Here is a 26483-nt window from a genome sequence, read left to right on the forward strand (position 1 = left end):
CTACTTCCCGCCAGTTTCCTTTAGTGCCATATCTCTCACCCCCTCACAAAGCCCTGGGCTCAAGCGATATCGCGCAACTCGCGGCGCAGGATCTTGCCCACCGGGGTCATCGGCAAAGAGTCACGCAGCACAATGTGCTTGGGCACCTTGTAGCCGGTGAAATTCTCTTTGCAGTAGGCCTTGAGCTCTTCAAGGCTGACCCCCGCCTCACGCGGCACCACAAACAGCTTCACCGCCTCGCCGGAACGCTCGTCCGGTATGCCGATGACTGCACAGTTGGCGACTTTCGGGTGAGCCATGACCACATCCTCGATCTCGTTCGGGTACACGTTGAAACCCGAGACGATGATCATGTCCTTCTTGCGATCGACGATGCGCACGAAACCGTCCGGATCGATCACCGCGATATCACCGGACTTGAACCAGCCCTCGGCGTCCAGCACTTCGGCGGTGGCCTCGGGTTTGTTCCAGTAGCCCTTCATGATCTGCGGGCCCTTGATGCACAGCTCGCCTCGCTCGCCCAGCGGCAGCTCGACGCCCTGGTCATCGATGATCTTCAAGGTGGTGCCCGGTACCGGCAGGCCGACGGTGCCCAGCCGCGAACGCTCGCCATAGGGGTTGGTACAGGCCACCGGCGAGGTTTCGGTCAACCCGTAGCCTTCGGTGATCCGGCAGCCGGTCAGCTTCTGCCAGCGCTCGGCGGTAGCCTTGACCAGGGCCGTGCCGCCAGAGTTGGTGAGCTTCAGATTGGAAAAATCCAGGTTCTTGAAATCCGGGTGATCCATCAGTGCCACAAACAGCGTGTTGAGCCCCAGTAGCGCAGAAAAACGCCACTTCTTCAGCTCCTTGATGAAGCCGCCGATGTCCCGCGGGTTGGTGATCAGCACGTTGTGGTTGCCGGTCACCATCATGCACATGCAGTTCGCGGTGAAGGCATAGATGTGGTACAGCGGCAGCGGCGCGATCATCACCTCCTGGCCTTCGCGCCACTGGGTGTGACCGTCGGGCCCATGCTGGCCGAGGCAGGCCCGCGCCTGCTGCATGTTGGCCACCAGGTTGCCGTGGGTCAGCATCGCGCCCTTGGCCAGGCCGGTGGTGCCCCCGGTGTACTGCAGCACCGCAACATCGTCGTGGCCCACCTGCAGTGGCTTGATGCTCTGGCCACGCCCCAGGCGCAGGGCACTCTTGAAGGAAATGGCCTGGGGCAGGTGGTAGGCCGGCACCATCTTCTTGACCTTGTCCACCACGGTATTGATCAGCCAGCCCTTGGCGCTGGGCATCATGTCGCCCATCCGGGCCTCGATCAGGAACTGGATATCGGTATCCCCCAGCACTTCCTGGACCTTCTGGCCGAAGATGTTCAGGTAGACCAGGGCCCGGGCCCCGCAATCCTTGAACTGGTGGCGCATCTCCCGCGCGGTGTACAGCGGGTTGGTATTGACCACCACCAGCCCTGCGCGCAAGGCTCCGAATACCGCGATCGGGTACTGCAAAACGTTGGGCATCTGCACCGCAATACGGTCTCCCGGAACCAGATCGGTATGGCTTTGCAGATAACCGGCGAAGGCCGCGCTGTAGCGTTCCAGCTCGGCGTAGGTGAGGGTCACGCCCATGTTGCTGAAGGCCGGGCGATCAGCGAATTTCTTGCAGGAACGCTCAAACACCTCGATCACCGACTTGAAGGCCCCCAGGTCGATCTCGTTGGGGACGCCAGCGGGGCGCTTATCATTCCAGAAATCAGGTTGCATTATTCTTGTCCTCTCTTGTACCTGAGCTGTCCGGGCCGCCACTGCAACGCTCTCAGGGGCGGGGCTCCTCGGACGTTAGCAGCTATGGCGATTCAGGCAAATATGCGCAAGTGTGTCATTAATTTTGTGAATCTTGCTTCCAACGGGCGCGCGAATCAGACGCCCAGGCACCGATGCGCTATAAATTGCAGCGTCTTCGAGCAAAGGAATCGCCATGACCCATGACACGTTCTGGTTGACCACGAGCGACCACCACCGCCTCTTCGTCAACCAGTGGCTGCCCGAACCGCCACTCAAGGCGGTGGTCCTGCTGTCCCACGGCATGGCCGAGCACAGCGGGCGCTACGCGCGCCTGGCCCAGGCCTTGTGCGCCGAAGGCTATGCCGTCTACGCCCCCGACCAGCGAGGCCACGGCAAGACGGCGGAACAGGGGGTGCTGGGCCACTACGCAGACCAGAACGGCTGGAGCAAGGTGGTCGGCGACCTGGCCAGCCTCAACCAGCACATCGGCCAGCAGCACCCCGGCACGCCCATCGTGCTGCTGGGCCACAGCATGGGCAGCTACATCGCCCAGGCCTATCTGCAACATCACAGCGCCAGCCTGCACGGGGCGATTCTCAGCGGCTCGAATTTCCAGCCGGTGGCGCTGTACCGCGCCGCCAGCCTGATCGCCCGCATCGAACGCTGGCGCCAGGGCGGCCAGGGGCGCAGCGCACTGATCGAATGGCTGTCCTTCGGGTCGTTCAACAAGGCGTTCAAACCCAATCGCACCGCCTTCGACTGGCTCAGCCGCGACCCGGCGGAAGTCGACAAGTACGTGGCCGATCCATTGTGCGGCTTTCGTTGCACCAACCAGTTGTGGATCGATCTGCTGGGTGGGCTGCAGCAAATCAGCAAGATTGCCAACCTCAAGCAGATCGATCCGGGCCTGCCGCTGCTGGTAATGGGTGGTGAATGTGATCCGGTGAGCGCTGGCAAGCGTCTCAAGGATCTGGCCAACGCGTTGCGCGAGGCCGGCAGCCAGTGCCTGCAACTCAATATCTACCCCCAGGCACGTCATGAGCTGTTCAACGAAAGCAACCGTGACCAAGTGACCCACGACGTGCTGGCCTGGCTCGACCAGGCCCTGCAGCACCGCCGGCCACCACGGTCGGAATAGCCGGTGCGCAGCCAGTGCGCTTATTTATCTGTCAGAGGATTTCAGCAACATGACCCAGGTAACCAACACGCCTTACGAAGCCCTGGAAGTCGGCCAGACCGCCCAGTACAGCAAGACCGTCGAGGAGCGTGACATCCAGCTGTTCGCCGCCATGTCCGGCGACCACAACCCAGTGCACCTGGACCCCGAGTTCGCCGCCGCCACCACGTTCAAGGAGCGCATCGCCCACGGCATGTTCAGCGGCGCGCTGATCAGTGCCGCCGTGGCCTGCGAGCTGCCTGGCCCGGGCACCATCTACATCGGCCAGCAGATGACCTTCCAGAAGTCGGTGAAGATTGGCGACACCCTGACCGTGCGCCTGGAGATCCTCGAAAAACTGCCCAAGTTCCGCGTGCGCATCGCCACTCGCGTATTCAACCAGCACGATGAACTGGTTGTGGACGGCGAAGCCGAAATCGCCGCTCCGCGCAGAAAGCAGACCGTGACCCTGACCACCCTGCCAGCCATCACCATCGGCTGAGCCTCGCTCTCCAGGAGCCGGCTTGCCGGCGAAGGCGATGCCGGCGCTTTCGCCGGCAAGCCGGCTCCTACTGTTTGCCGCCCTCCTCCACCTGCACACTGGCTGTCATGCCGGCGCTCAGGTTGATGCCTTCGGGCACCTTGTCGAGCTTGATCCGCACCGGAATCCGTTGGGCCAGGCGTACCCAGTTGAAGGTCGGCTCCACTTCCGCCAGCAGTTGCCCGTCAGGCGTGGCATTACGGTCGGTGATCCCCCTGCTGATGCTTTCCACATGGCCTTGCAGGGCATCACCGGCGCTCATCAGCCAGACCTTCACCGGGTCGCCGACCTGGATCCGCGGCAACTTGGTTTCCTCGAAATAGGCCTGGACATAGAAGGTCGAGTCATCGATCAGCGCCATCACCGGCTGCCCGGCATTGACGTAGTTGCCCTCGGCCAGGCGCAAGTTGGTGATATGCCCGTCACGGGGCGCATGCACCTGGCTACGGGCCAGGTTCAATTCAGCGACCTTGGCCTCGGCCTGGGCCTGGCGCAGCTCGCCACGGGCGATGCCGGCGTTGATCTGGGCGTTCTCGCGCAGCTCGGCGCTGATGGCCTGGGGGCCAAGAGCAGCGCGGCGGCTGGCTTCATGTTCGCGCAGGCTCAACTGCTGCTGGCGGGTCTGCACCACCGCCTGGGCTTTTTCCAGGGCGGCCTCGAAACGGTCGCGGTCAATACTCAGCAACAGCTCGCCGGCCTTGACTGGCTGGTTGTCCGCCACCTTGAGCTCGCGCACCCAGCCGGACACATCCGGGGCGACTATCACCACGTCGGCGCGGATCCGCGCATCGCGGGTCCAGGGCGTCAGCATGTAGTACTGCCACAGGTGATAACCGGCAAAGATCGCCACCGCCACCAGGCAGAGGGTAAACACGACACGTACGGGTGTACGCATGATCAACTCCTTATAAGGGCCCCAGGACCAGCGTAATGACCGTCAATACACAGACGTACAGGGCACAATCGAACAGTGCTTCGTGCCAGATCCAGCGGCCCAGCCCGGTTACCCGCACCAGCATCCGCAGGGCACCGGTCAGCACCAGCGCCAGCACCACATAAATCAGGAACGGGCTGAGCAGCACCCCGCCCAGCGACCACTCACGCAGCCCCATGACTCTCCTCCTGCTGCCGGCACCAACTGCGCCAGCTGCTTTGCAATTGCACGACGGCGCCCTGCGCCAGTTTCAACGCATCACTGGGCGGCTGCTGCCCCAGCGCCTCCAGCAGGGCCACGCTGGGCTGCTCCAGGGCATCCTGACGACTGCCCGCCGGGCCTTGTTCCAGGGTGCGCTGCAGGTGCTCGAAATAAGCTCGCTGCGCAGCGCCGACCGGCACCTGGGCCACCGCCAGGCTCAGGCGCAGGTGCATCAGTTCGTCGCCGATATCCAGGCCCAGCAGGCCATCGTCCCAGCGGCTGCGGGCCGGCTCCGGCAGTTCCGGATAATGCCGCGCCAGTTGCAACAGGCGGTCGGCCATGCGCCCGCCAAACCAGCTTTCCGCACCCCGCAGGTTGCGCCGGGTCAGGCGCACCAGGTCGTGCAGGGTCGCAGCCAGCAGGCGCCGGCCGTGCCACGCCGGGTTGCGCAGGATCAGCAGATGGAAGGCCAGCACCGCGGCGCCCACCCCCAGCACCATGGCCTGGGCGTTATTGAAGAAACTGGCCACATCGAAACTCATGCGGTTCATCGGCGAGATCAGCACGATGAAGTGCAGGCAGAACGAAGTGGCCGTGGCGCCGATCTGCGGCTTGGCCATGCCCAGGGCGCCGAAGAACAGCGGCACGCCCATGGCCATCGCCAGCATCGGGAAACCGCTCCACTGGGGCAGCAGGATCTGTCCCACCACGAAGGCTGCCGGAACCGCCAGAAAGATCCCGCGCATGAAGCTCATGCCGATCTGCGCCCCGTTCTCGCGGCTGGCGAACAGGCTGCAGACCACACAGGTCAGGAGCATCGCCCCGGAGGCCGCGGGCCAGGCGGTGGCCAGCCAGAAGCTGGCCACCGTCAGAAAAGCCAGGGCGCTGCGGGCGCCGAATACCAGGGCCAGCGACAAGTCGCGGTGAGGTGTCAGCGTCGCCGGCTGCACCATTGCCCCGCGTCCCTCCTGCACCGCTTCAAGGGCCTGAGTGGCAGCCAGGGCGGTGTCCAGCAACAAGCTGAAACGCGCCAGGCAGTAACTCTGCGCCGGGCTGATCGCCCCATCGCGGGAGGCCTCCAGCACCCGTGGCGACAAGGCTTGCAGGCTGGCCCCATCAGCGCTGTCCAGGGCCGCCAGGACCTGATCCATCCACGGCTGCAACCGCGCAGCTTCGACGCTATCCAACTGCTTCCACTGGCGCCGCACCGAACGGGAGATGCGCAGCAGCATCAACAGTTTCTGGCTCAGGCCACCGATCGCCCGGGCCCGCTGGCGGCCCAGCGGGCCTTCGAACCAGGCATGTTCGCGCTGGGCATCGACGGCGACGATGCGCCCGAGGATCTCCAGCAGGCCCTTGCGGGCCTGGGCATCCCCGGCCAGGGTGGCACCGGCCGCCTGCATCCCGCTGTGCCAGGCGCTGCGGGCCTGATCGGCCAACTGTCGCTCGACGCGCAGCGGCCAGAGCAGCGCGCTGCTGGCGGTGGCACAGATGATGCCCAGGGAAATCTCCGTACAGCGGGCCACCGCCTGGTCGAAGATCCCCAGGGGATGGCTGATGGCCGGCAAGGCAATGATGGCCACGGTGTAGCCGGCCAGCACGAAGGAGTAGGACCAGGCACTGCGCAACAGGGTCGAACTGGCCGTGCACAACCCCAGCCACAGCGCCAGGGCCAGGAGGAACAGCCAGGGGGTCTGGGCGAACAGCCCCATGAACAGCACCGACATAAGGGTGCCCACCAGGGTCCCCAACAGCCGCGCCAGACCTTTTTGCAGGACCATGCCGGACAGCGGCTGAGCCACGATGAATGCGGTCATCAGGGCCCAGGCCGGTTGCTCCAGCCCCCAGCGCAATGCCAGCCACAGCGCTACCCCACCACCGAGCAGGGTCTTGATCGCGAACTGCAATGCAGGAAGGTTGGGAGCAAGCAGGGCTTGCAGGGTAATGGGCACGGCTGGCAACTCTTGGCAGGACAAACACAACGATAGTCGCGATAGGCATCAGCGAAGCTGGGCTAATTATTAGCTAGCTAACTAAATACCGTCCAGCATTAAATTACCGGCATAAAAAAACGCCAGACTGGCTGGCGTTTTTGACAGGTTTTGACCCTTACGAACGGGCGCGTGCCTGATTGCGCAGGGCTTTGACCTGGTCGTGATTGCGTTGCACGCCGTGGTACTGGCGCTCTACCACATCACGAATGCCCACCAGGTTGTGCTTGTTGATCTTCTCCAGAGCCTCCTTGTAGGCCTTCAGTGCATGGTCTTCACCACGCTCGGCTTCGTTGAGCACCGCCTCCTCGTCCTTGCCGGTCACCAGGGACTTGAGGTCGACCCAGCGACGGTGCAGGTCGCCACTGACACTGGTGGAGGTTTCCGGATCACCGCCCATGGAGCGCACTACCGACTGCAGTTCTGCCGCGGCCGTGGCGCAATCGGTGGAGCGCTTGATGAACAGCGCCTTGAGCTCGGGGTGCTTGATGTCTTCGGCACAGGTCTTGAACCCTTCCTGACCGTCCTTGCTGGTCTCGATCAGGCTGTTGAGTACCGAAATAGCTTCTTTGTTCAAGTCAGTCATTTTCTGGTTCCTTGTGGGTTGCGAGAATTGGGTTAACTCGAGAGTTGAGTTAGTTGAGTTAACTGTTGCACCCGCCATGCCAGACTTGGATTATATTTTTATTCCTTACTATTCAATTACTTAGAAAATATACAAAAATCTGTATCCGAGTTATTTGCATGATCTGTCATTTGGCCTCCATGCAGAATGCCTGTATTTTCCAAGGCTCTTGAATGACACGACAGCCCCCGCCATGACCCCTGAAACTCTTGAACTGCTGGTCACCCGGGAAATGCCCTTCGGCAAATACCAGGGCCGCATCCTGGCCGACCTGCCCGGCCCCTACCTGAACTGGTTCGCCCGGGAAGGTTTTCCCAAGGGCGAACTCGGCGGCCTGCTGGCCCTGATGCAGGAAATCGACCACAACGGCCTTAGCGACCTGCTCGATCCCCTGCGGGCCAAACATGGCAAACCCAAACCCCGTCATTGAAAAAGAGCCCTCCATGCCAAGGACTGCAGCCACACTTGCCCACGACGAAGATCATTGGCAGGGCATCGCTCGCCAGTTCGACATCGAGCCGGGGCCGATCAACCTGGAAAACGGCTACTTCGGGCGCATGACCCGCAGCGTGGCCCAGGAGTACCAGCACAACATCCAGTGGGTGAACCGCAGCAACTCGCTGCTGGTGCGCCAGCGCTTCGAGCAGATCTACGCGCTGGACATCCGCCGCCAACTGGCGGCGCTGCTGCAGGCGCCGGAAAACGCCGTGGCCCTGACCCGCTGTGCCTCCGACGCCCTGCAATCGCTTATCCGCAACTACAACCGCCTGCAACCGGGCGACCAGGTGCTGCTCAGCGACCTGGAGTACGACACGGTCAAGAGCGCCATGCGCTGGCTGGCCCGCCAGCGCGGCGTCGAAGTGATAGAGATCGTCCACCGGCATCCTGCCAGTTTTGACAGCCTTGCAAGCACCTACAAAGACGCTTTCGAGCGCTACCCACGGCTCAAGCTGATGCCCCTGACCTATGTCACCCATCGCAGCGGGCTGGTGATGCCGGTCCGGGCAATTGCCGCCGCCGCTCGGGAACACGGGGTCGACATCATCCTCGACGGCGCCCACGCCCTGGGCCAGATCGACTTCGACCTTCGCGACCTGGGCATCGCCTTCGCCGGTTTCAACCTGCACAAGTGGATCGGCGCACCGCTGAGCCTGGGCTTTGTGTATATCCACCCCGAACGCCTGGAAGACATCGACCCGGACATGGACGAGTTCCATTTTCCCCGTGACGACGTGCGCGCCCGTACGCCCTACAGCACGCCAAACATTCCGGCGCTGATGACCCTGCCCCGGGTGTTCGAGGAACACCGGGCGATGGGTGGTGCAGCGGCCAAGGGCGCGCGCCTGAACTACCTGCGCCATAGCTGGAGCGAAGCGGTGCGCGAAATGGACGGGCTGGAAGTCATGACCCCGCAGGACCCGCGCCTGTGCTGCGCCATCAGCGCTGTGCGCTTCACCCGCCACCAGGACCAGCAAGCCCTGGCGGATCGCCTGCTACGGGACTACAACCTGTTTACCGTGGCCCGCAATGGCGCAGGGTTCGGCACCTGCATCCGCATCACTCCGGGGCTGACCACTCCCCTTGCGCATATGCAGCAGTTGATCGAAGCCCTCACCGACCTGGCCGGCCGGTAAGCCCTGCCCGCCTGCCGCGCGCCGGGCAGCGCTATTCTCCAGGCAAAAAAAAACGGTGCGCCGACCAAGCGCACCGTAAAGCCGTAGAACACACCAACGAATCGGGTAGAACCTTCAGTCCAGCAGGGCCAGGGCCTCGGCCGTGCACTCCTGGATCCGTGCCCAGTCGCCGTTCTTGATCCACTCGGGATCGAGCATCCAGCTACCGCCGACACACATCACATTCTTGAGCGCCATGTAGCTCTTGATATTGGCCGGGCCGACGCCGCCGGTAGGGCAGAACTTGACCTCGCCGAACGGCCCGCCCAGGGCCTTGATCGCCGCCACGCCACCACTGACTTCCGCCGGGAACAGCTTGAAGCGGCGGTAGCCCAGGGCATAACCCTCCATGATCCCGGAGGCATTGCTGATCCCCGGCAGCAGGGGAATCGGGCTGGCCACGCTGGCTTGCAGCAGGTCGCGGGTGATGCCCGGGGTGACGATGAACTGCGAACCTGCCGCCTCCGCCGCCACCAGCATCTGCGGGTCGAGCACAGTGCCGGCGCCGGTCACCAGCTCCGGGCGCTGTTCGCGCAGGATCTGGATCGCCTTGAGGCCGAATTGCGAACGCAGGGTCACTTCCAGGGCGGTCAGGCCGCCGGCCGCCAGGGCATCGGCCAGCGGCAGGACATCCTGCTCGCGGGCAATGGTGATCACCGGCAGGATCCGCGCCTTGGCGCAGAGGCTGTCGATCAGGGCAACTTTGTCCGCCATGGAAACGGTCGGGGCGAGGTTTGTCATAGCGGCTGATCCTTGGCTCATGGGCACCAGTAAATCTCTAACGGGGTTTGCAGGAAGGCGCGAATCGGCATTTCGGCGACAGCGTCACCAGCCAGTGCGGCGCTCAGGGTGGTCAGCTTGGACTGACCGGAAATCGACAACAGGCTGTTGCGGGCCGAAGCCAGCAATGCCCGGCTCATGCTCAGGCGCTGATGGGGCACGCTGGGCGCCAGCATCGGCCAGCAGCGACGAGTGCCATCGACCTTGAGCGCTTCAGCCAGGTTCGGGCTGTTGGGGAACAGCGACGCGGTGTGGCCGTCATCCCCCATGCCCAGCACCAGCACATCGATGCCCGGCAGTTCGGCCAGCAGACTGTCCGCTTGCAGGGCAGCCTCTTCAAGATTGGCCGCCGCACTGTAGAGGCCGAGGAAGCGAGCCTTGGCCACCGGCCCCTGGAGCAGGTAGCGCTTGAGCAGGCCCGCATTGCTGTCGGCATGCTCCACAGGCACCCAGCGCTCGTCCGCCAGGGTGATCAGCACCTTGGACCAATCCAGCTCCTGCTTCACCAGGGCCTGGAAAAACGCCACCGGGCTACGGCCACCGGACACCACCAGGGTGGCGTTGCCGCGCGCGGCAATGGCCTCGCGCAGCAGCTCGGCGACCTTCAGCGCCTGGCCTTCAGCCAGCAGCGTGGGGCTGCGGAATTCGTGGGCGCGCACGCCCGCCGGCAGTTGCAAATCAGATATCGCCATACCAAGACCTCCCATCCCGCGTGATCAGTGCAATGGAGCTCATCGGCCCCCAGGACCCGGCCGCGTACGGCTTGGGCGCATCGCCGGATTTCTTCCACCCGGCAATCAACTGGTCACACCACTTCCACGCGGCTTCGATTTCATCTTTGCGCACAAACAGGTTCTGATTGCCGCGCATCACTTCCAGCAACAACCGCTCGTAGGCATCGGGGATCCGTGCACTGCGATAGGTATCGGAAAAATTCAGCTGCAACGGACCGCTGCGTAGTTGCATGCCCTTGTCCAGGCCCTGCTCCTTGGTCATCACCCGCAACGAGATACCTTCGTCCGGCTGCAGGCGGATGATCAGCTTGTTGCTGATCTGCAGGCGCTGCTCGGGGGCGAAGATATAGTGCGAGGGTTCCTTGAAGTGGATGACGATCTGCGACAGCTTCTGTGGCATGCGCTTGCCGGTGCGCAGGTAGAACGGCACACCGGCCCAGCGCCAGTTGCGGATATCGGCGCGCAGGGCGACAAAGGTCTCGGTGTCGCTCTGGGTGTTGGAGTTTTCTTCCTCCAGGTAGCCCGGCACCGACTGGCCTTCGCTGTGGCCGGCGATGTACTGGCCGCGCACCACCTGGGTGGTCAGGCCTTCCGGGCTGATGGGCGCCAGGGCCTTGAGTACCTTGACCTTCTCGTCGCGGATGCTGTCGGCCGAAAGGTCGGCCGGCGGGTCCATGGCGATCAGGCAGAGCAGTTGCAGCAAGTGGTTCTGGATCATGTCCCGCAGTTGGCCGGCCTTGTCGAAATAGCCCCAGCGACCTTCGATGCCGACCTTCTCGGCCACGGTGATTTCCACGTGGGAGATGTAGTTCTGGTTCCACTGGGTTTCGAACAGGCTGTTGGCGAAACGCAGGGCAATCAGGTTCTGCACCGTTTCCTTGCCCAGGTAGTGGTCGATCCGGTAGATGCGGGTTTCCGGGAAGAACTGCGCCACCGCGTCGTTGACCTTGCGTGATGAATCCAGGTCCGAGCCGATGGGTTTTTCCAGGACCACACGGGTGTGCTGGTTGAGCCCGACCCGGGAGAGGTTTTCGCAGATCGCGCCATATACCGCCGCCGGGGTGGCGAAGTAGGCAATCAGGCGCTGCTCGCTGCCGACACGTTCGGCCAGGGCGACGTAGTCCTCGGCCTTGAGGAAGTCCACATGCAGGTAGCTCAGGCGGGCGAGAAAACGCTGCAGGACCTGGCTATCGATATCCTTGTCGCCGACATACTTGTGCAGCTCGGTTTCGATATTCGCCAGGTGCTCCTGCTCGCTGCCAGGCTCGCGGGCCAGGGCCAGGATGCGCGTGTCGTCATGCAGCAAACCGGCGGCATCGAGTTGGTACAGGGCGGGAAACAGCTTACGCAGCGCCAGATCGCCCAGCGCGCCAAACAAGGCAAAGGTGCAGGGTTCAACCGTTATCGAAGGCATGATGTTTGTTCTTTTATCAAGTTAAGCTACAAATACCTTTTTTCAAGGCATCACTCAAGGAAAAATGTAGTAATAAACACAACATTTTTACAAAATACAGATTCCAGGTGGTGGTCGATCCGGGCCATCAGTAGGATAGGCCACCTCTCAACTTCGCATTGCAGGCGCGCCAGCGACCCGGTGCGCAGCGCAATCGCAGCAAGCTCAAAAGGCCTGCACCGACAATCCGTCGGCGCGCCTTGCTCGATTGACCGCTTCCCGGCCCTGCCCGCAGCGCCTGTCTAGCCGATCTAGGAAACCTTAATGGACCGAGTGCGAAACCTTCTGGAGCAGATCCAGAACCGTCTTGAAGAACTGAACAAGGCGGAACGTAAAGTCGCCGAAGTCATCCTGCTCAACCCGCAGCAGGCGACTCGCTTCAGCATCGCCGCCCTGGCCCAGGCTGCCTCGGTCAGCGAACCGACGGTCAATCGCTTCTGCCGCTCCTTTGGCGTCAGCGGCTACCCTGAACTCAAGCTGCAACTGGCCCAGAGCCTGGCCAGCGGTGCGGCCTATGTCAGCCGTGCCGTGGAGGCCGACGACAACCCAGAAGCCTACACGCAAAAGATTTTCGGCAGCGCCATCGCCTCCCTGGACAGCGCCTGCCAGGCCCTGGACCCGAACCTGATCAGCAAGGCCGTGGACTTGTTGATCCAGGCCCGGCAGATCCACTTCTTCGGTCTCGGCGCCTCGGCCCCGGTGGCCCTGGACGCCCAGCACAAGTTCTTCCGCTTCAACCTCGCCGTCACCGCCCACGCCGATGTGCTGATGCAACGGATGATCGCGTCGGTGGCTCATACCGGCGAATTGTTCGTGATCATTTCCTACACCGGCCGCACCCGCGAACTGGTGGAAGTGGCGCGTATCGCACGGGAAAACGGCGCCTCGGTGCTGGGGCTGACCGCAGAAAACTCGCCACTGGCCAAGGCCAGCACCTTGAGCCTGAACATCCCGCTACCGGAAGACACCGACATCTACATGCCGATGACCTCGCGGATCATCCAGCTCACCGTGCTCGACGTGCTGGCCACCGGCATGACCCTGCGCCGCGGCGTGGATTTCCAGCCACACCTGCGCAAGATCAAGGAAAGCCTCAACGCCAGCCGCTACCCGGTGGGCGACGAGTTCAACTGAAGCCGGGCCGGTTCGCCGGCCAGCCGGCTCCCTACCCCGCAGCGCGCGCCTGCAAGCTCAGGTGCGCTTGCTCCCCGGGCGCCAGGCGCAGGCTGTCGGTGCCCCCCACAGCCGCTTCGACACAGACGAACCGCGACACCTCGTTCCAGCTCACCCCCAGCAGCGGCCGGGTGCCGGGGTGCCAGACCACGGTGTCGGCATGGTCACCGGTATCGATGCACAATTCGCGCTGCCAGGCGTGATCCTTGAGCTGCAACTCACCCTCGTGCTGGAACACCCGCTGGCAACCGCCCTCGACCCGCAACTCGCCCTGCTGCTGGCAGACCTGACGGTTCAACTGGTCATAACCCTGGGCGCCATCGAGCCCAGACAGCGCTATCTCGCCGACATCACCAATACGCCAGTAGGCGTGCAGAGCCTGGCTCAACTGGCAGGGTTCGGTGTCCTGGTGCTCGGTGCTCAGGCGCAGGTCCATGCTCTGGCCCAGGTGCGCATGCAGGTCGACCTTCCAGTCGCACAATTGCAATTGCCAGTGCAGGCGCACGCCCTCTTCATCACTGCTGCTGTCCAGCAGCTTCCAGTCCAGCAGCCGCGCCCAGCCATGGGAAGGCCAGGCATTTTCGCTGGGATGGCGCCCATACCAGGGCCAGCACACCGGCACTCCGCCACGGATCGCCCCCACCTGCGGCCACTTCGCCGCACACCACAGCCAGGGCTTTTGTCCGGCCGGCTGGAAGTGCAGCAACTGGGCACCCTGACGACTGAACACGGCCTGGCACAGCGGGTGATCGATCACCAGCACGTCACGCAGTTGATAGCGCTCCCAGGCAAACACCGGGCGCTCGCGCAAGGATCTGAAAAAGCGTTGTAGCGGATGCTCATGCATGGGCCGCAGTCCTGAAAATCAATGCTGTCTCGCTACTCATGAGGGGGCCGCCGGCCCGACAAAAAAAAGCGGACGGCCCAGGCCATCCGCAAAATGCGCACAGAGAGAAGGAGCTTATCGCAACGGCCTTAGAACACCGACTGAATTTTCAGGCCGGCCACCAGCGCGTTGTCGACTTCATCCACACCACCCGGGTGGGTGATGTATTGCAGGTTGGGGCGCACGGTCAGCCAGTTGGTGACGTGGAAGCCGTAGTTGATCTCGTAGTTGTATTCGGTGTCGCGCAGCGGCATGTACAGCGGGTTGTCGTAGTTGCTGATGCCGTTGTCCTCGTTGATCAGCTGGGCGTTCTTGCGCACATCGTCGTTGACATGGATCCGAGCAAAACCGATGCCGACGTCATCTTTGGGACGCGCATCGAACGGCCCCTTGTACACGAACATCAGCGACTGGTAGTTGTCGACGACGTTGGTGTCCTTGTCGTGGAAGGTAGCGTTGGCGGCGATGTTCAGGCCCCGGGAAGCATCACCGTTGTGCGTGGTGAGTTGCTGCTGCCCGACGAACCAGTAGCCGTGCTTGCTGTTGTGCACGCGATAGGCATCGCCGGTGTCCGCGGCATCCTGACCATTGACGTCCTTGCGCACATCATTGGCATCGGCCGTGCTCTTGTAGTAACCGACGCGGTACTCGCCCGGCAGGCTGTTGAGCTTCGGCGACCAGACCAGTTCCACCGGCAATACGGTGCCCTTGGTGCCGCTGCCGCTGAGCTTGAAGCCGTTGCCGTGCTCCAGTTGCGACGGGTTCTGGTTGTAGGCGCCGATTTGCGCATACAGCTCGGGGGTGATGTTGTACTTGATGCGCAGCGCCGCCTGGCTGACCGGCCAGTTGTACCAGATGCCGGTGGCCCAGTTACCCACCTGGGAGCCGCAGAACGCCAGGTTCTGGAAGTCGCAGGGGAAGGTGTTGAAGTCTTCGCCTTCGCCGAAGTAGCCGGCCTTGACGTCCAGCTTGCCGTCGAGGAACTGGTGCTGAACCCACAACTGGGTCAGGCGGACCATGTGCCCCCGGCCATAGACCTCCTGGGAGGAGCTCAAGGTGCCGGCACGCGGGTCGCCGATGCGGTCGTTGGAGATGTTCTGGCCGTTACGGTTGGTCAGCTGGATCTTGGCCTGGGTGTTGTCCCAGCCCAGCAGCTTCTGCAGGTCGAACGCCACGCCCAGGCCGAACTGGTCGCTGTAGCGCCCGGTCTTGTCGTCGTTGTAACCACCATGCAGGTTGGCGCCCATTTCACCGACGTAGTCGGCCTTGATGTCGATCCCCTGCTCGATCAGCTTGGTGCGCTCGCCGCCCCAGTCGCCGGTCATCCATTTCGAATCGGCGCTGAACGCCTCATCGGCCATGGCATTGCCGGACAGGACCAGGGCCGCCACCGCCGACAACTGGCAGAGCAATCGGGTGTTGCTGTGTTGCTTTTTCATCCCTACATCCTCGTCTTTATTGTTATTAACGATTTATCCAACGCGGTTTACAGCAGTGGCGACGGATGACAGGCCATCCGTCACGGATTCAGCGACCCTTGAACTGCGCCACATTGCCGCCCCGAGCCTCTGTCACCGGTGCCCCGGCGGCGCCCAGGCGTTCACCGCTCTGGGCGTCGAACAACAGCACCCGGGCCGGATCGAACTGCAGTGTCAGGGTTTCCCCGGCCTCGGGGGCCTGGTCCGGTGCCAGGCGGCAGCAGACCTTGGTGCCATTGAGCGTGACGAACACCAGGGTGTCGGGGCCGGTGGGCTCGATCACCTGGACCTCGGCACGAATGGTCGGCAGGCCGTTGGCCTCGCCCGCGGCCAGGGCGATCTGTTCCGGGCGAATGCCGAGGATCACCTCACGGTCTTCCAGCCCGGCATCCTGGGGCCCCAGGGGCAGCTCGCAGCGAGCCTGGCCACTGTCCAGCAGGGCCAGCAGGCGGCCGTCCTTGCGCTGCAGGCGCAGGGGGATGAAGTTCATCGGTGGCGAACCGATGAAGCTGGCCACGAACAGGTTGGCCGGGTCGTTGTAGATCTGCTTCGGGGTGCCGAACTGCTGGATGATCCCGTCCTTCATCACCGCCACCTTGTCACCCAGGGTCATGGCTTCGATCTGGTCGTGGGTGACATAGACCGTGGTGGTTTTCAGACGCTGGTGCATCAGCTTCATTTCTGTGCGCATCTCCACCCGCAGCTTGGCGTCGAGGTTGGACAGCGGCTCGTCGAACAGGTAGATCTTCGGCCGCCGCGCCAGCGCCCGGCCCATAGCCACCCGTTGCTGCTGGCCACCGGAGAGCTGGCCCGGCTTGCGGGTGAGCAGGTGCTCGATCTGCAGCAGCTTGGCCACCCGTGCCACTTCCGCGTCGATCTCGGCGGCGGGCATCTTGCGGATCTTCAGGCCGAAGGCGATGTTGTCGCGCACGCTCATGGTCGGGTACAGCGCGTAGGACTGGAACACCATGGCGATGTCCCGATCCTTGGGGCTCATGCCGCTGATGTCGGCGTCGTCCACCAGGATCGCCCCGCCACTGATGTTCTCAAGGCCCGCGATGCAGTTCATCAGGGTGGATTTGCCGCAGCCGGATGGGCCGACGAGGATCAGGAATTCACCGTCATCGATCTTCAGCTCGATGTTCTTCAGGGTGTCCGGCAGGCCGGCACCGTAGGTCTTGTTGACGTTGCGTAATTCGAGAGTTGCCATGCCTTACCCCTTGACCGCGCCGGACGTCAGCCCGCGCAGGAAATACTTGCCGGCGAAGATGTAGACCAGCAGTGTCGGCAACCCGGCGATCATCGCCGCTGCCATATCAACGTTGTATTCCTTGGCCCCGGTGCTGGTGTTGACCAGGTTGTTCAGGGCCACGGTGATCGGTTGCGCGTCGCCACTGGCGAACACCACGCCGAAGAGGAAATCGTTCCAGATCTGGGTGAACTGCCAGATCAGGCAGACCATGATGATCGGCACCGACATCGGCAAAAGGATCTTGCCGAAGATGGTGAAGAACCCGGCACCGTCCAGGCGCGCAGCCTTGACCAGCGCATCCGGCACGCTCACGTAGTAGTTGCGAAAGAACAAAGTGGTGAAGGCCAGCCCGTAGACCACGTGCACCAGCACCAGGCCGGTGGTGGTGTTGGCCAGGCCGAACTTGCCCAGGGTGAACGAAGCCGGCAGCAGCACCGTCTGGAACGGCAGGAAGCAGCCGAACAGCAGCAGGCCGAAGAACAGTTGGGAGCCGCGAAAGCGCCACATCGACAGCACGTAGCCGTTCATTGCACCGATGAAGGTGGAGATCAGAACCGCCGGCACGGTGATCTTCACCGAGTTCCAGAAGTAGCCACCGACAGTGTCCCAGGCCTTGATCCAGCCGATGCCGTCCACCACCTGTGGCCAGCTCAAAAGGTTGCCGGTGCGGATATCCTCCGGGGTCTTAAAGCTGGTGAGCAGCATCACCACCAGCGGTATCAGGTACACCGCCGCCGCCAGCAGCAGGGTGGCGTAGATGGCGATCCGGCTGAAGTTCAGGGTCGGTTTGCCAAGGGAGTCAGTCATGGCGCTTGCCCCGCAGTTCGGAATACAGGTACGGCACAAGGATGGTCAGCACGGCGCCCAGCATCAGCATGGCGCTGGCCGAACCTATGCCCATCTGGCCGCGGCTGAAGGTGAAGGAATACATGAACATCGCCGGCAGGTCGGAGGAATAGCCCGGCCCGCCCGCGGTCATCGCCGCCACCAGGTCGAAGCTCTTGATGGCGATGTGGGCGAGGATCATGAAGGCACTGAAGAACACCGGCCGCAGGCTCGGCAGGACAATCTTCAGGTAGATGGTCGGCAGGCTCGCACCGTCCACCTGGGCGGCGCGGATGATCGACTGGTCGACACCCCGCAGGCCGGCGAGGAACATCGCCATGACAAAGCCTGAGGCCTGCCACACCGCGGCGATCACCAGGCAGTACACCACCCGGTCCTGATCCACCAGCCAGTCCAGGCGAAAGCCTTCCCAGCCCCAGTCGCGAAGCATCTTGTCCAGGCCCAGGCCGGGGTTGAGCAACCACTTCCAGGCGGTACCGGTGACGATCATCGACAGCGCCATGGGGTACAGGTACACGGTGCGGATAAAGCCTTCCTTGCGGATGCGCTGGTCCAGCAGCACCGCGAGGAACACTCCCAGCACCAGGCTGATGGCGATGAACATGCCGCCGAAGACCGCGAGGTTCTTGCTCGCCACCCACCAGCGGTCGTTGTCCATCAAGCGCAGGTATTGCTGCAGGCCGACCCACTTGTAGCTCGGCATGAAGCTGGAATTGGTAAAGGACAGAATGAACGTCCAGATGATGTAGCCGTAGAAACCCACCAGCACGATCACCATGCTCGGTGCCAGCACCAGCTTGGGTAGCCAGCGCTGCAATGCATCTAACGGTGAGGCTTTGCTGAAAACCGCCACAGAGCTCATCGGAATAACCCAGTCAGGAGTGAATCCGGGCTGCACACCGTCGCTGCATGGGCCGGGGCACAGGCAGGGCGGCGACAGTCACGGGTGAGCCGCCGGCGTACCGGCGGCGGGGTTCAAGGATTACTGCGCGGCCTTGACCGCCGAAGCCAGCTGCGCACTGGCCTTGGCCGGGTCCGCATCCTTGTCGTTCATGAAGTTGGTCACCACGTCGAAGATCGCGCCCTGCACCGCCAGGGAAGTGGCCATGTTGTGCGCCATGCTCGGCTGCAGGCCGCCGGTCTTCTCGTCTGCCAGGAAGTCCTTGGCCGACGCCTGGGCGCAGGAGTCGAAGCCCTCGGCGCTCATGTCGTTGAGCATGTCGGTACGCACCGGGATCGAACCCTTGTTGATGCTGAAGACTTTCTGGAAGTCCTTGCCCAGGGCGACCTTGGCCAGGTCCTGCTGGGCAGCGATATCGCCCTTGCGGTCGGCCTTGAGCTTGAACACCGCCAGGGAGTCGATGTTGTAGGTGAAGGCCTTGTCGGTACCCGGGAACGGTACGCACTGGTAGTCCTTGCCGGCGACCTTCTTGGCCGCGGTCCACTCGCTCTTGGCCCAGTCGCCCATCATCTGCATGCCGGCCTTGCCGCCGATCACGTCGGCTGCGGCAATGTTCCAGTCACGCCCGGCACGGTTGGGGTCCATGTAGCCGGTGATTTTCTTCAGCTCGGTGAAGGCCTTGGCCATTTCCGGGCCGGAGAGGGTTTTCTGGTCCAGGTCCACCAGGGCTTTCTTGTAGCCCTCCGGGCCCATGACCGAGAGTACCACGTCTTCGAACACGGTGCTGTCCTGCCACGGCTGGCCACCGTGGGCCAGGGCGATGAAGCCGGCGGCCTTGAGCTTGTCGCCGGCGGCATAGAATTCTTCGAGGGTGGTCGGGGCCTTGTCGATCCCGGCTTTCTTGAACACGGCAGGGTTGATCCACAGCCAGTTGACCCGGTGGATGTTCACCGGCACCGCCACGTAGTCACCTTCGTACTTGACGGTATTGGCCACCTTGGGCGATAGCAGGCCGTCCCAGTTCTCGGCCTTGGCCACGTCCTTGAGGGTGTCGGTGCTGAGCAGGCCGGTGCTGCCCCATTCCTGGATATCCGGGCCCTTGATCTGCGCCACACCCGGCGGGTTGCCGGCCACGGCGCGGCTTTTCAGCACGGTCATGGCAGTGGAGCCGCCACCGCCGGCCACGGCGCCGTCCTTCCAGGTGAAACCGTCTTTTTCCACTTGAGCCTTGAGCACATCGACGGCGGCTTTTTCACCACCCGAAGTCCACCAGTGGACGACTTCCACGGAACCTTTGGAGTCGGCGGCGAGGGCACTCAGGGGAAACAGAGAGGCAAGGGAAATGACAGTGGCGAGGCGAGAAATCGCATTCATTTGAAGTACCTTTCTTGTTGTTATGCATGCAAGTCTGGTGCTTGCGCTGCAAACGAGTCTAAACAGCCTAGTCGATCATTCGAGTAACGAAGCGATGGGGAAATGTCACCACATGGTTACACAAGGCCCGGAACAGACACCTGGGCCAATGCCGAAGCCATGCTCGGGGCCAACGGCAGGCGCGGGATCAGCACCGCCTGCCAGGCGTGATAGAGGTCCGGCTTGCCGCCCCAGATCCGGGCTGACGGCTGGTTGTCCGGGCCCAGTTCGTGGTGCCAGCTACCGTGCCTGCGGTCGATGAAATGGGCCTCGCAGAACTCCCAGAAACAGCGGTACCAGGCCTCGTACTGAGCCTGGCCGGTGCGTTTGAGCAAGGCGCTAGCGGCGGCGCTGGCCTCGGCGTGGGTCCAGTGCAGGCGCTCGCGCACCACTGGCCGTTGGTCCCAGTCCAGGGTGTAGACCATGCCCGGGGCGCCATCGACGCTCCAGCCATGGCGGCAGTTGCTTTCAAACAGCTTCTGCGCGTCCTGCACCAGCCAGCCAGGGGTCAGCATGCCAGCCTTCACCCGCGAAGCCTCCAGGTGCAGCAACAGCCGCGCCCATTCGAAGCCGTGTCCCGGGGTGGTGCCAAAGGGCCGGAAACCGTCGGCGGGAAAGGCCCGGTTGTAGTCACGAAGTGGTTGCCAGGCGAGGTCGAAATGCTCGATCACCATGAAGTCGTTGGCCGCCGCCTGAGTGTGGATCACCCGCTCGACGATCCGCAGGGCACGGGTCAGCCAGCGCGAGTCCTGGGTGACATCGGCCAGGGCCAGGAACGCCTCGGTGGCGTGCATGTTGCTGTTGGCACCGCGATAGGCTTCCGGCTCACTCCAGTCGCAGTTGAAAGACTCGCGCAGCGCACCCTCCTCCTCGCTCCAGAAATGCCGGTCAATGATGGCGATGGCCTCCTCCAGCAAACGCTCGGCGCCGGGACGTTGGGCCACCACCGCGGAGCTGGCCGCCAGAGCGACAAAGGCATGCAGGTAGGCGGCCTTGGTGCTGTTGCCGTCGGCCTGCCCGGCCACGGCGAACCAGCCGCCGTGCTCGGCATCACGCAAGGGCCCGCCGAGGGCGGCGATGCCGTGGTCCACCAGAGCGGCATAACCCGGCAGGCCCTGGATATGGGCCATGGCGAAGCTGTGGGTCATGCGCGCGGTGTTCATGGTTTCGGCCTGGGCGCCGCTGGGCAGGCGGCCCTGTTCATCGAGGTTGCCAAAGCCCGCAGGGAGCCGTGAGGCCTTGGCAAAATCCAGCAGGCGCAGGCCTTCGGCGGCGAGCCAGGCCTGATGTGCAGCGGCATTCAGCCAACTGCTGAATGGCAGGGAGAGAGCGTCCATGGATGACCTGTTGTTGTTTTTATCGAAGGCTTGAGTCTAATCAAGCCGCCTGCGACCGCAGGTAACGAAGGACCAGCGCAATGTCACCAAACCGTGACATTGCACTCCCCCATAGGAGCTGGCTTGCCGGCGAAGAGGCCCTTGAGCCCTGTGGTGCCCTTGAGGACGCCTTCGCTGGCAAGCCAGCTCCGACACAAGCCAGCGCTTACAACGGCCGGCAGGTCAGTCGAAGGTCCGGGGCAAGTAAAGGGTTACGCGCAGGCCGCCTTCGCGCAGGTTCTGCAGGCTGACTTCGCCGCCATGGCTGTGGGCGATGTTGCGGGCAATCCCCAGGCCCAGGCCGTAGCCCTGCTGCTGGCCAGCAAGACGGAAGTGCGGCTCGAAGACTTGCTCCAGGCGCTGCTCCGGTACGCCGGGGCCTTCGTCGTCGACATGCAGGACAAAGCCGCTGTCGTCGTCTTCGATGTGCAGGTGAGCGTTCTGTCCGTACTTCAGGGCATTGTCGATCAGGTTGCCCATGCAGCGCTTGAGCGCCAGGGGCTTGCCCGGGTAGCTGGCCAGGGCCCGGCCCTGTTGGGTCACGCGGCCATTGCCGTTGGGTGCCAGATAAGGCTCTACCAGGCAGTCGAGTACCTGATTGAGGTCCACCGGCTCGATGTTCTCGTGGATGTCGGTGTCCTTGACGCACTGCAGCGCGCCTTTGACCAGCAATTCCAGTTCATCCAGGTCGCGCCCGAACTTGGCCTGCAGTTGCTCGTCCTCCAGCAATTCCACCCGCAGGCGCAAGCGGGTGATGGGGGTGCGCAGGTCATGGGAGATGGCGCTGAACAGCTGGCTGCGCTCGGTCAGGTAGCGGCTGATGCGCTCGCGCATGCTGTTGAAGGCCCGCCCCACTTCCACCACCTCGCTGCCACCGCCCTCCGCTACCGGCTCGACGTCGGCCCCCAGGGACATGTCCCGCGCCGCCCGGGCCAGGCGCTTGAGGGGCCGGCTCTGCCAATGCACCAAGAGGCCGATGAACAACAGCAGAAAACCGCTGGTGAGCAGGATGAACCACACCTGCTGCGCCGGCAGGCCCTGTTCTTCCAGGCTGGTGTAGGGCTCGGGCAACAGCGAGGCGATGTACAGCCACTCTCCCGGCGCCATCTGGATCTGGGTCACCAGCACCGGCGGGTTTACCGGTTCCAGGGTCAGGGCGTAATGGGCCCAGGAGCGCGGCAATTCGTCGAGCTTGAGGCCGCCATTGAAGATCCGCAGGTCATCGGGGCTGACGAAGGTCACGGAGATATCCGCGTCATTGCCCAGGGACTGGCGCAACACCTGCTCCACGGCTTGCAACACCGCTTCTTTGCGCGGGGTGGCGGGCAGCACCTGCATGCCCAGGGGCTTGTCGTTCAGGGTCACGACAAACCGCGTACCGCCCATGCTGCGCAACTGGTCCAGCACCAGGGGCCGGTACGCCACCGGCAACGAACGCAGGTAACTGACGCTGGCGGTCATCGAGTGGGCCAGGCTGCGGGCGCTGGTCACCAGCCCTTCGAGTTGGGTGGCGCGCAGTTGGGAAACCCAGATCACGCTGGACAGCGCCTGGGCGAACAGCACCGCCAGCAGGGTCAAAAGCAGCATCCGCCCCAGCAGGGAACGGGGCACCGGCAGGCGCCGCAGCACTTTGCGCAATGCCTCAGTGGCCATTGCCGGCAACCACATTGGCTGCCAATTGATAGCCACTGCCGCGCACGGTACGAATCAGCCGCGGCGGCTTTTCGGTGTCACGCAGACGCTGGCGCAGGCGGCTCACCGCCATGTCGACGATGCGATCCAGGGGCATCAGGTCACGCCCGCGGGTGGCATTGCCGATGGTGTCGCGATCGAGGATTTCCTGGGGATGGTCGAGAAACAGCTTGAGCAGAGCGAAGTCGGCGCCGGAGAGAATCACCTCCTCGCCATCGTTGTGAAACAGCCGGTGGCTGATCACATCCAGGCGCCATTCGTCGAAGCACAGCACCTCGCCGACAACCCGCTCCTGGGTGAACTGCACGCGCCGCAGCAGGGCCTTGATCCGCGCCTGCAGCTCCCGGGGGCTGAAAGGCTTGCCCAGGTAGTCGTCGGCGCCCAGCTCCAGGCCGATGACCCGGTCGGCCTCGTCGGAGCTGGCGGTCAGCATGATGATCGGCACCTGGCTGCGCTTGGGATGCTGGCGGATCCAGCGGCACAGGCTGAAGCCGTCTTCGTCCGGCAGCATCACATCGAGGATCACCAGGTCGCTGGGCGCCTCGTTGAGGGCCAGGCGAAAGCCGGCCCCGTCGGCGGTGCTGCGCACCTGGAAGCCGCAGCGGCTGAGATAGGTTTCCAGCAGCTCGCGAATTTCCTGATCGTCGTCAACCAACAAAATCGACTTACTGACTGAACTCACCGGGGCCGTCCTTATTGTTAGGCAGGGTGCGCGATTATGCCTGATGCCGGGTCGCCTGCCAGGGCGACGTCAGCCCTGGGCCTGCTCCAGGGCCACGCCGGCACCGGTGAGTCCGGAATAGGGCGCGGTCACCAGCCACACCGGGATGCCCTTGAAGTAATCGCTCATGCAACCCTTGTCGGCAAAGCTCTTGGCAAAGCCGCTGTGGATGAAGAAATCGGCAAAGCGCGGAATCACCCCACCGACGATGTACACCCCGCCACGACCCCCGGTGGTCAGCACGTTGTTGCCCGCCACCCGGCCCAGCCAGCAGCTGAACTGCTCCAGCACTTCCCGGGCGATCGGGTCGCCGGCCAGGCCGGCCGCGGTGATGGCCTCCGGAGTCTCGAGCCGCGGCTCATGGCCGTCCACCGCACAGATCGCCCGATACACCCGGGGCAGGCCGCCACCGCTGAGGGCGGTCTCGGCGCTGACATGGCCGATCTCGTCGTGAATGTGCTGCCAGAGCTGGGTTTCCCGCGCACTGCTCAAGGGCAGGTCGACATGCCCGCCCTCTCCCGGCAAGGCCATGTAACGACCGTCGCCGAAGTTCAGCAGGGTGCCCACCCCGAGGCCCGTGCCCGGGCCGATCACCACAGCCGGGCGCAAGGGCTCGGCAACGCCTTCGCAGACCACGCGAAATTCATCCGGCTGCAGGCGGGTCATGCCCAGGGCCATGGCCGAGAAGTCGTTGACCAACAGCAGTTGGTCCACCTGCAAAGCCTGGCAGAAAGCCTGGCGGCTCAGGCGCCAGTGGTTGTTGGTGAAACGAAACTCATCGCCGCTGACCGGGCCGGCCACCGACAGGCACACCGAACCTATGGCCCCCAGGGCCAGCCCCTGGTCCCGCAGGTAGGCCTTGATGGCGTCTTCCGGGCAGCTGTAGTCCGCGGTGGCGTGGACTTCGATCGCCTCCAGTTGTTGGTCTTTCCACAACGCGAAGCGCGCGTTGGTGCCACCGATATCACCGACCAGGGCCAGTTTCACTTGAGCGTCTCCAGGGCAGAGGTAAAGGCGCTGGCGCCCTGCTCTGCCGAGCTGAAGGCCATGCGCATGAAGGCGAAGAGTTCGCGGCCGGTGCCAACGTTGTTGCCCAGCAGGCCCTTGGCCGGCTCCCGGGCGGCGAATTCTGCGGCGTCTACCTTAAGCTCCAGGGTGCCCTTGACGCCATCCACGCGGATGATATCGCCGTCCAGCACCCGGGCCAGCGCGCCACCCACCTGGGCTTCGGGGCTGACATGGATCGCTGCCGGAATCTTGCCCGAAGCGCCGGACATGCGCCCGTCGGTGACCAGCGCCACCTTGAAGCCACGGTCCTGCAACACACCGAGGAACGGGGTCATCTTGTGCAGCTCGGGCATGCCGTTGGAGCGCGGGCCCTGGAAACGCATCACCGCGACGAAGTCCTTCTCCAGCAGGCCGGCCTTGAACGCATCGGCCAGGTCCTGCTGGTCCTGGAACACCACGGCCGGGGCCTCGACGATCTGGTGCTCCGGGGCCACGGCGGAAACCTTCATCACGCCGCGACCGAGATTGCCTTCCATGACCCGCAAGCCACCCTCCGCAGAGAACGCCCGGGCCACCGGGCGCAGGATGTTTTCGTCCAGGCTTTCGATCGGGCCGTCGCGCCACACCAGCTTGCCGTTGTCCAGGAAGGGTTCCTGGGTATAGCGGCTCAGGCCGCGGCCGGCCACGGTATTGACGTCTTCGTGGAGCAGGCCGGCTTCCAGCAGCTCGCGGATCAGGAACGACATGCCGCCCGCCGCCTGGAAGTGGTTGATATCGGCCTTGCCGTTTGGATAGACGTGGGAAAGGGTCGGCACCACCTCGGAGAGGTCGGCCATGTCCTGCCAGGTCAGCTGGATGCCCGCCGCCTGGGCGATGGCCGGCATGTGCAGGGTGTGGTTGGTGGAGCCGCCCGTGGCGTGCAGGGCAACGATGGAGTTGACCAGCACGCGCTCGTCGACGATCTCGCCAATCGGCATGAAGGCCCCGCTCTGCCTGGTCAGGCGGGTGACCTGCTGCGCCGCCTCATGGGTCAGGGCATCGCGCAGCGGTGTATTGGGGTTGACGAAAGAGGCGCCCGGCAGGTGCAGGCCCATGACTTCCATCAGCAACTGGTTGGTGTTGGCGGTGCCGTAGAAAGTGCAGGTGCCGGGGCTGTGGTAGGACTTCATTTCCGACTCCAGCAGTTCCTCGCGGCTGGCCTTGCCTTCGGCGTAACGCTGGCGCACGTCGGCTTTCTGCTTGTTGGAAATGCCCGAGACCATGGGCCCGCCCGGAACGAAGATGGTCGGCAGGTGACCGAAGCGCAGGGCGCCCATCATCAACCCCGGGACAATCTTGTCGCAGATCCCCAGCATCAGCGCGGCATCGAACATGTTGTGAGAGAGGGCCACCGCCGTAGACAGGGCGATCACTTCACGGCTCGGCAGGCTCAGTTCCATACCGGCCTCGCCCTGGGTCACGCCATCGCACATGGCCGGGGTGCCGCCGGCGAACTGGCCCACCGAGCCGATCTCGCGCAGGGCGCGCTTGATCTGCTCGGGGAACACCTCGTAAGGCTGGTGCGCCGACAACATGTCGTTATATGACGAAACAATTGCCACGTTGGCCGCATTCATCATCCGCAGGTTGTGCTTGTCGTCGGTGCCGCAACCGGCCACGCCGTGGGCGAAGTTCGCACATTGCAGCTTGCCCCGCTGCGGGCCGTCGCTGGCGGCATCGCGGATCAGCGCGAGATAGGCCTGGCGAGTGGCGCGACTGCGGGCGATAAGCCGTTCGGTGACCTCAAGAACGCGGGGATGCATGTGTAGAACTCCAGGCTAACGGATGTGGCGACCTGTTTGTCTATGCTGATCAGACGCGCCACCGCTCAGGGACAGCGG

24 protein-coding genes are annotated in these 26483 nt (G+C 63.6%); 5 read left to right on the forward strand and 19 right to left on the reverse strand.

The window, feature by feature from the left end:
• Positions 1-59: 59 nt before the first annotated feature.
• Positions 60-1748 (reverse strand): long-chain-fatty-acid--CoA ligase FadD2, encoded by a 1689-nt coding sequence (fadD2, locus tag BLS75_RS10090; RefSeq protein ID WP_011062853.1) that lies wholly within the window; start codon positions 1746-1748, stop codon positions 60-62.
• A gap of 214 nt (positions 1749-1962) precedes the next feature.
• Between fadD2 and BLS75_RS10095 the strand changes: the two genes are divergently transcribed.
• Together BLS75_RS10095 and BLS75_RS10100 are read left to right on the forward strand one after the other, a co-directional pair.
• The gene (locus BLS75_RS10095) at positions 1963-2907 is read left to right on the forward strand and encodes an alpha/beta hydrolase (protein ID WP_053153403.1); all 945 of its coding nucleotides are present in this window, start codon (positions 1963-1965) and stop codon (positions 2905-2907) included.
• A 49-nt stretch (positions 2908-2956) separates the two neighbouring features.
• A complete protein-coding gene (locus BLS75_RS10100) occupies positions 2957-3427 on the forward strand; it encodes a MaoC family dehydratase (RefSeq protein WP_015636732.1) in 471 nt (156 codons plus the stop codon).
• Positions 3428-3494: 67 nt separating this feature from the next.
• On the opposite strand, the gene BLS75_RS10105 is transcribed toward BLS75_RS10100, so the two are convergent.
• From BLS75_RS10105 to BLS75_RS10120, 4 genes are all read right to left on the reverse strand, one after another.
• On the reverse strand, positions 3495-4361 hold the full coding sequence (locus BLS75_RS10105) for an efflux RND transporter periplasmic adaptor subunit (RefSeq protein WP_011062856.1): 867 nt from the start codon (positions 4359-4361) through the stop codon (positions 3495-3497).
• 10 nt (positions 4362-4371) lie between these two features.
• Entirely contained in the window at positions 4372-4578 is a 207-nt protein-coding gene (locus tag BLS75_RS10110; protein WP_011062857.1) for a DUF1656 domain-containing protein, read from the reverse strand.
• The gene (locus BLS75_RS10115; RefSeq protein ID WP_072450786.1) at positions 4565-6553 is read right to left on the reverse strand and encodes an FUSC family protein; all 1989 of its coding nucleotides are present in this window, start codon (positions 6551-6553) and stop codon (positions 4565-4567) included. The genes BLS75_RS10110 and BLS75_RS10115 overlap by 14 nt, the downstream gene beginning before the upstream one ends.
• 157 nt (positions 6554-6710) lie before the next feature.
• Complete coding sequence (locus tag BLS75_RS10120; protein ID WP_011062859.1) at positions 6711-7178, reverse strand: ferritin-like domain-containing protein; 468 nt, start codon at positions 7176-7178, stop codon at positions 6711-6713.
• Positions 7179-7410: 232 nt separating this feature from the next.
• Here BLS75_RS10120 and BLS75_RS10125 point away from each other — a divergent pair, with 232 nt between their 5' ends.
• Both BLS75_RS10125 and BLS75_RS10130 read left to right on the forward strand, forming a co-directional pair.
• Positions 7411-7647, forward strand: a complete 237-nt coding sequence (locus BLS75_RS10125) for a DUF3820 family protein (RefSeq protein ID WP_072450787.1) — start codon at positions 7411-7413, stop codon at positions 7645-7647.
• A 13-nt stretch (positions 7648-7660) separates the two neighbouring features.
• Positions 7661-8851, forward strand: coding sequence for an aminotransferase class V-fold PLP-dependent enzyme (locus BLS75_RS10130; RefSeq protein WP_072450788.1), 1191 nt, complete (start codon positions 7661-7663; stop codon positions 8849-8851).
• A gap of 114 nt (positions 8852-8965) precedes the next feature.
• On the opposite strand, the gene BLS75_RS10135 is transcribed toward BLS75_RS10130, so the two are convergent.
• Genes BLS75_RS10135 through zwf form a run of 3 tightly spaced genes read right to left on the reverse strand, consistent with a single transcriptional unit; the run spans position 8966 to position 11818 of the window.
• Positions 8966-9631 (reverse strand): bifunctional 4-hydroxy-2-oxoglutarate aldolase/2-dehydro-3-deoxy-phosphogluconate aldolase, encoded by a 666-nt coding sequence (locus BLS75_RS10135; protein WP_015636736.1) that lies wholly within the window; start codon positions 9629-9631, stop codon positions 8966-8968.
• A 17-nt stretch (positions 9632-9648) separates the two neighbouring features.
• Complete coding sequence (gene pgl / locus BLS75_RS10140) at positions 9649-10362, reverse strand: 6-phosphogluconolactonase (protein WP_072450789.1); 714 nt, start codon at positions 10360-10362, stop codon at positions 9649-9651.
• On the reverse strand, positions 10349-11818 hold the full coding sequence (gene zwf / locus BLS75_RS10145) for a glucose-6-phosphate dehydrogenase (RefSeq protein ID WP_015636738.1): 1470 nt from the start codon (positions 11816-11818) through the stop codon (positions 10349-10351). The genes pgl and zwf overlap by 14 nt, the downstream gene beginning before the upstream one ends.
• Positions 11819-12130: 312 nt before the next feature.
• Between zwf and BLS75_RS10150 the strand changes: the two genes are divergently transcribed.
• Entirely contained in the window at positions 12131-12991 is an 861-nt protein-coding gene (locus tag BLS75_RS10150) for a MurR/RpiR family transcriptional regulator (protein ID WP_169892262.1), read from the forward strand.
• A gap of 31 nt (positions 12992-13022) precedes the next feature.
• Here the strand turns inward: BLS75_RS10150 and BLS75_RS10155 are convergent, their stop codons facing one another.
• From BLS75_RS10155 to edd, 11 genes are all read right to left on the reverse strand, one after another.
• Positions 13023-13877 carry a D-hexose-6-phosphate mutarotase gene (locus BLS75_RS10155; protein ID WP_019094568.1) on the reverse strand — a complete coding sequence of 285 codons (855 nt, stop codon included), beginning with the start codon at positions 13875-13877 and terminating at the stop codon, positions 13023-13025.
• 128 nt (positions 13878-14005) lie between these two features.
• On the reverse strand, positions 14006-15355 hold the full coding sequence (locus tag BLS75_RS10160; protein WP_047288671.1) for a carbohydrate porin: 1350 nt from the start codon (positions 15353-15355) through the stop codon (positions 14006-14008).
• Positions 15356-15443: 88 nt separating this feature from the next.
• Positions 15444-16604 carry an ABC transporter ATP-binding protein gene (locus BLS75_RS10165; protein ID WP_015636741.1) on the reverse strand — a complete coding sequence of 387 codons (1161 nt, stop codon included), beginning with the start codon at positions 16602-16604 and terminating at the stop codon, positions 15444-15446.
• 3 nt (positions 16605-16607) lie between these two features.
• Positions 16608-17453: a carbohydrate ABC transporter permease gene (locus BLS75_RS10170; RefSeq protein ID WP_011062869.1), complete on the reverse strand. Its 846-nt coding sequence runs from the start codon at positions 17451-17453 to the stop codon at positions 16608-16610.
• Positions 17446-18354, reverse strand: coding sequence for a carbohydrate ABC transporter permease (locus tag BLS75_RS10175; protein ID WP_011062870.1), 909 nt, complete (start codon positions 18352-18354; stop codon positions 17446-17448). Before BLS75_RS10175 ends, BLS75_RS10170 begins: the two co-directional genes overlap by 8 nt.
• A gap of 120 nt (positions 18355-18474) precedes the next feature.
• Positions 18475-19767 carry an ABC transporter substrate-binding protein gene (locus tag BLS75_RS10180; protein WP_011062871.1) on the reverse strand — a complete coding sequence of 431 codons (1293 nt, stop codon included), beginning with the start codon at positions 19765-19767 and terminating at the stop codon, positions 18475-18477.
• Between the two features lie 116 nt (positions 19768-19883).
• Complete coding sequence (locus BLS75_RS10185; protein ID WP_072450790.1) at positions 19884-21143, reverse strand: D-mannose isomerase; 1260 nt, start codon at positions 21141-21143, stop codon at positions 19884-19886.
• Between the two features lie 222 nt (positions 21144-21365).
• Entirely contained in the window at positions 21366-22835 is a 1470-nt protein-coding gene (locus BLS75_RS10190) for an ATP-binding protein (RefSeq protein ID WP_019094564.1), read from the reverse strand.
• Entirely contained in the window at positions 22825-23556 is a 732-nt protein-coding gene (locus tag BLS75_RS10195; RefSeq protein WP_015636744.1) for a response regulator, read from the reverse strand. The genes BLS75_RS10190 and BLS75_RS10195 overlap by 11 nt, the downstream gene beginning before the upstream one ends.
• 69 nt (positions 23557-23625) lie before the next feature.
• On the reverse strand, positions 23626-24582 hold the full coding sequence (locus BLS75_RS10200; RefSeq protein WP_011062875.1) for a glucokinase: 957 nt from the start codon (positions 24580-24582) through the stop codon (positions 23626-23628).
• Positions 24579-26405 (reverse strand): phosphogluconate dehydratase, encoded by a 1827-nt coding sequence (gene edd, locus BLS75_RS10205; protein WP_072450791.1) that lies wholly within the window; start codon positions 26403-26405, stop codon positions 24579-24581. Before edd ends, BLS75_RS10200 begins: the two co-directional genes overlap by 4 nt.
• Positions 26406-26483 lie beyond the last annotated feature (78 nt).

The sequence above is a fragment of the Pseudomonas sp. NFPP12 genome, assembly GCF_900103205.1.
Lineage (GTDB): Bacteria > Pseudomonadota > Gammaproteobacteria > Pseudomonadales > Pseudomonadaceae > Aquipseudomonas > Aquipseudomonas protegens.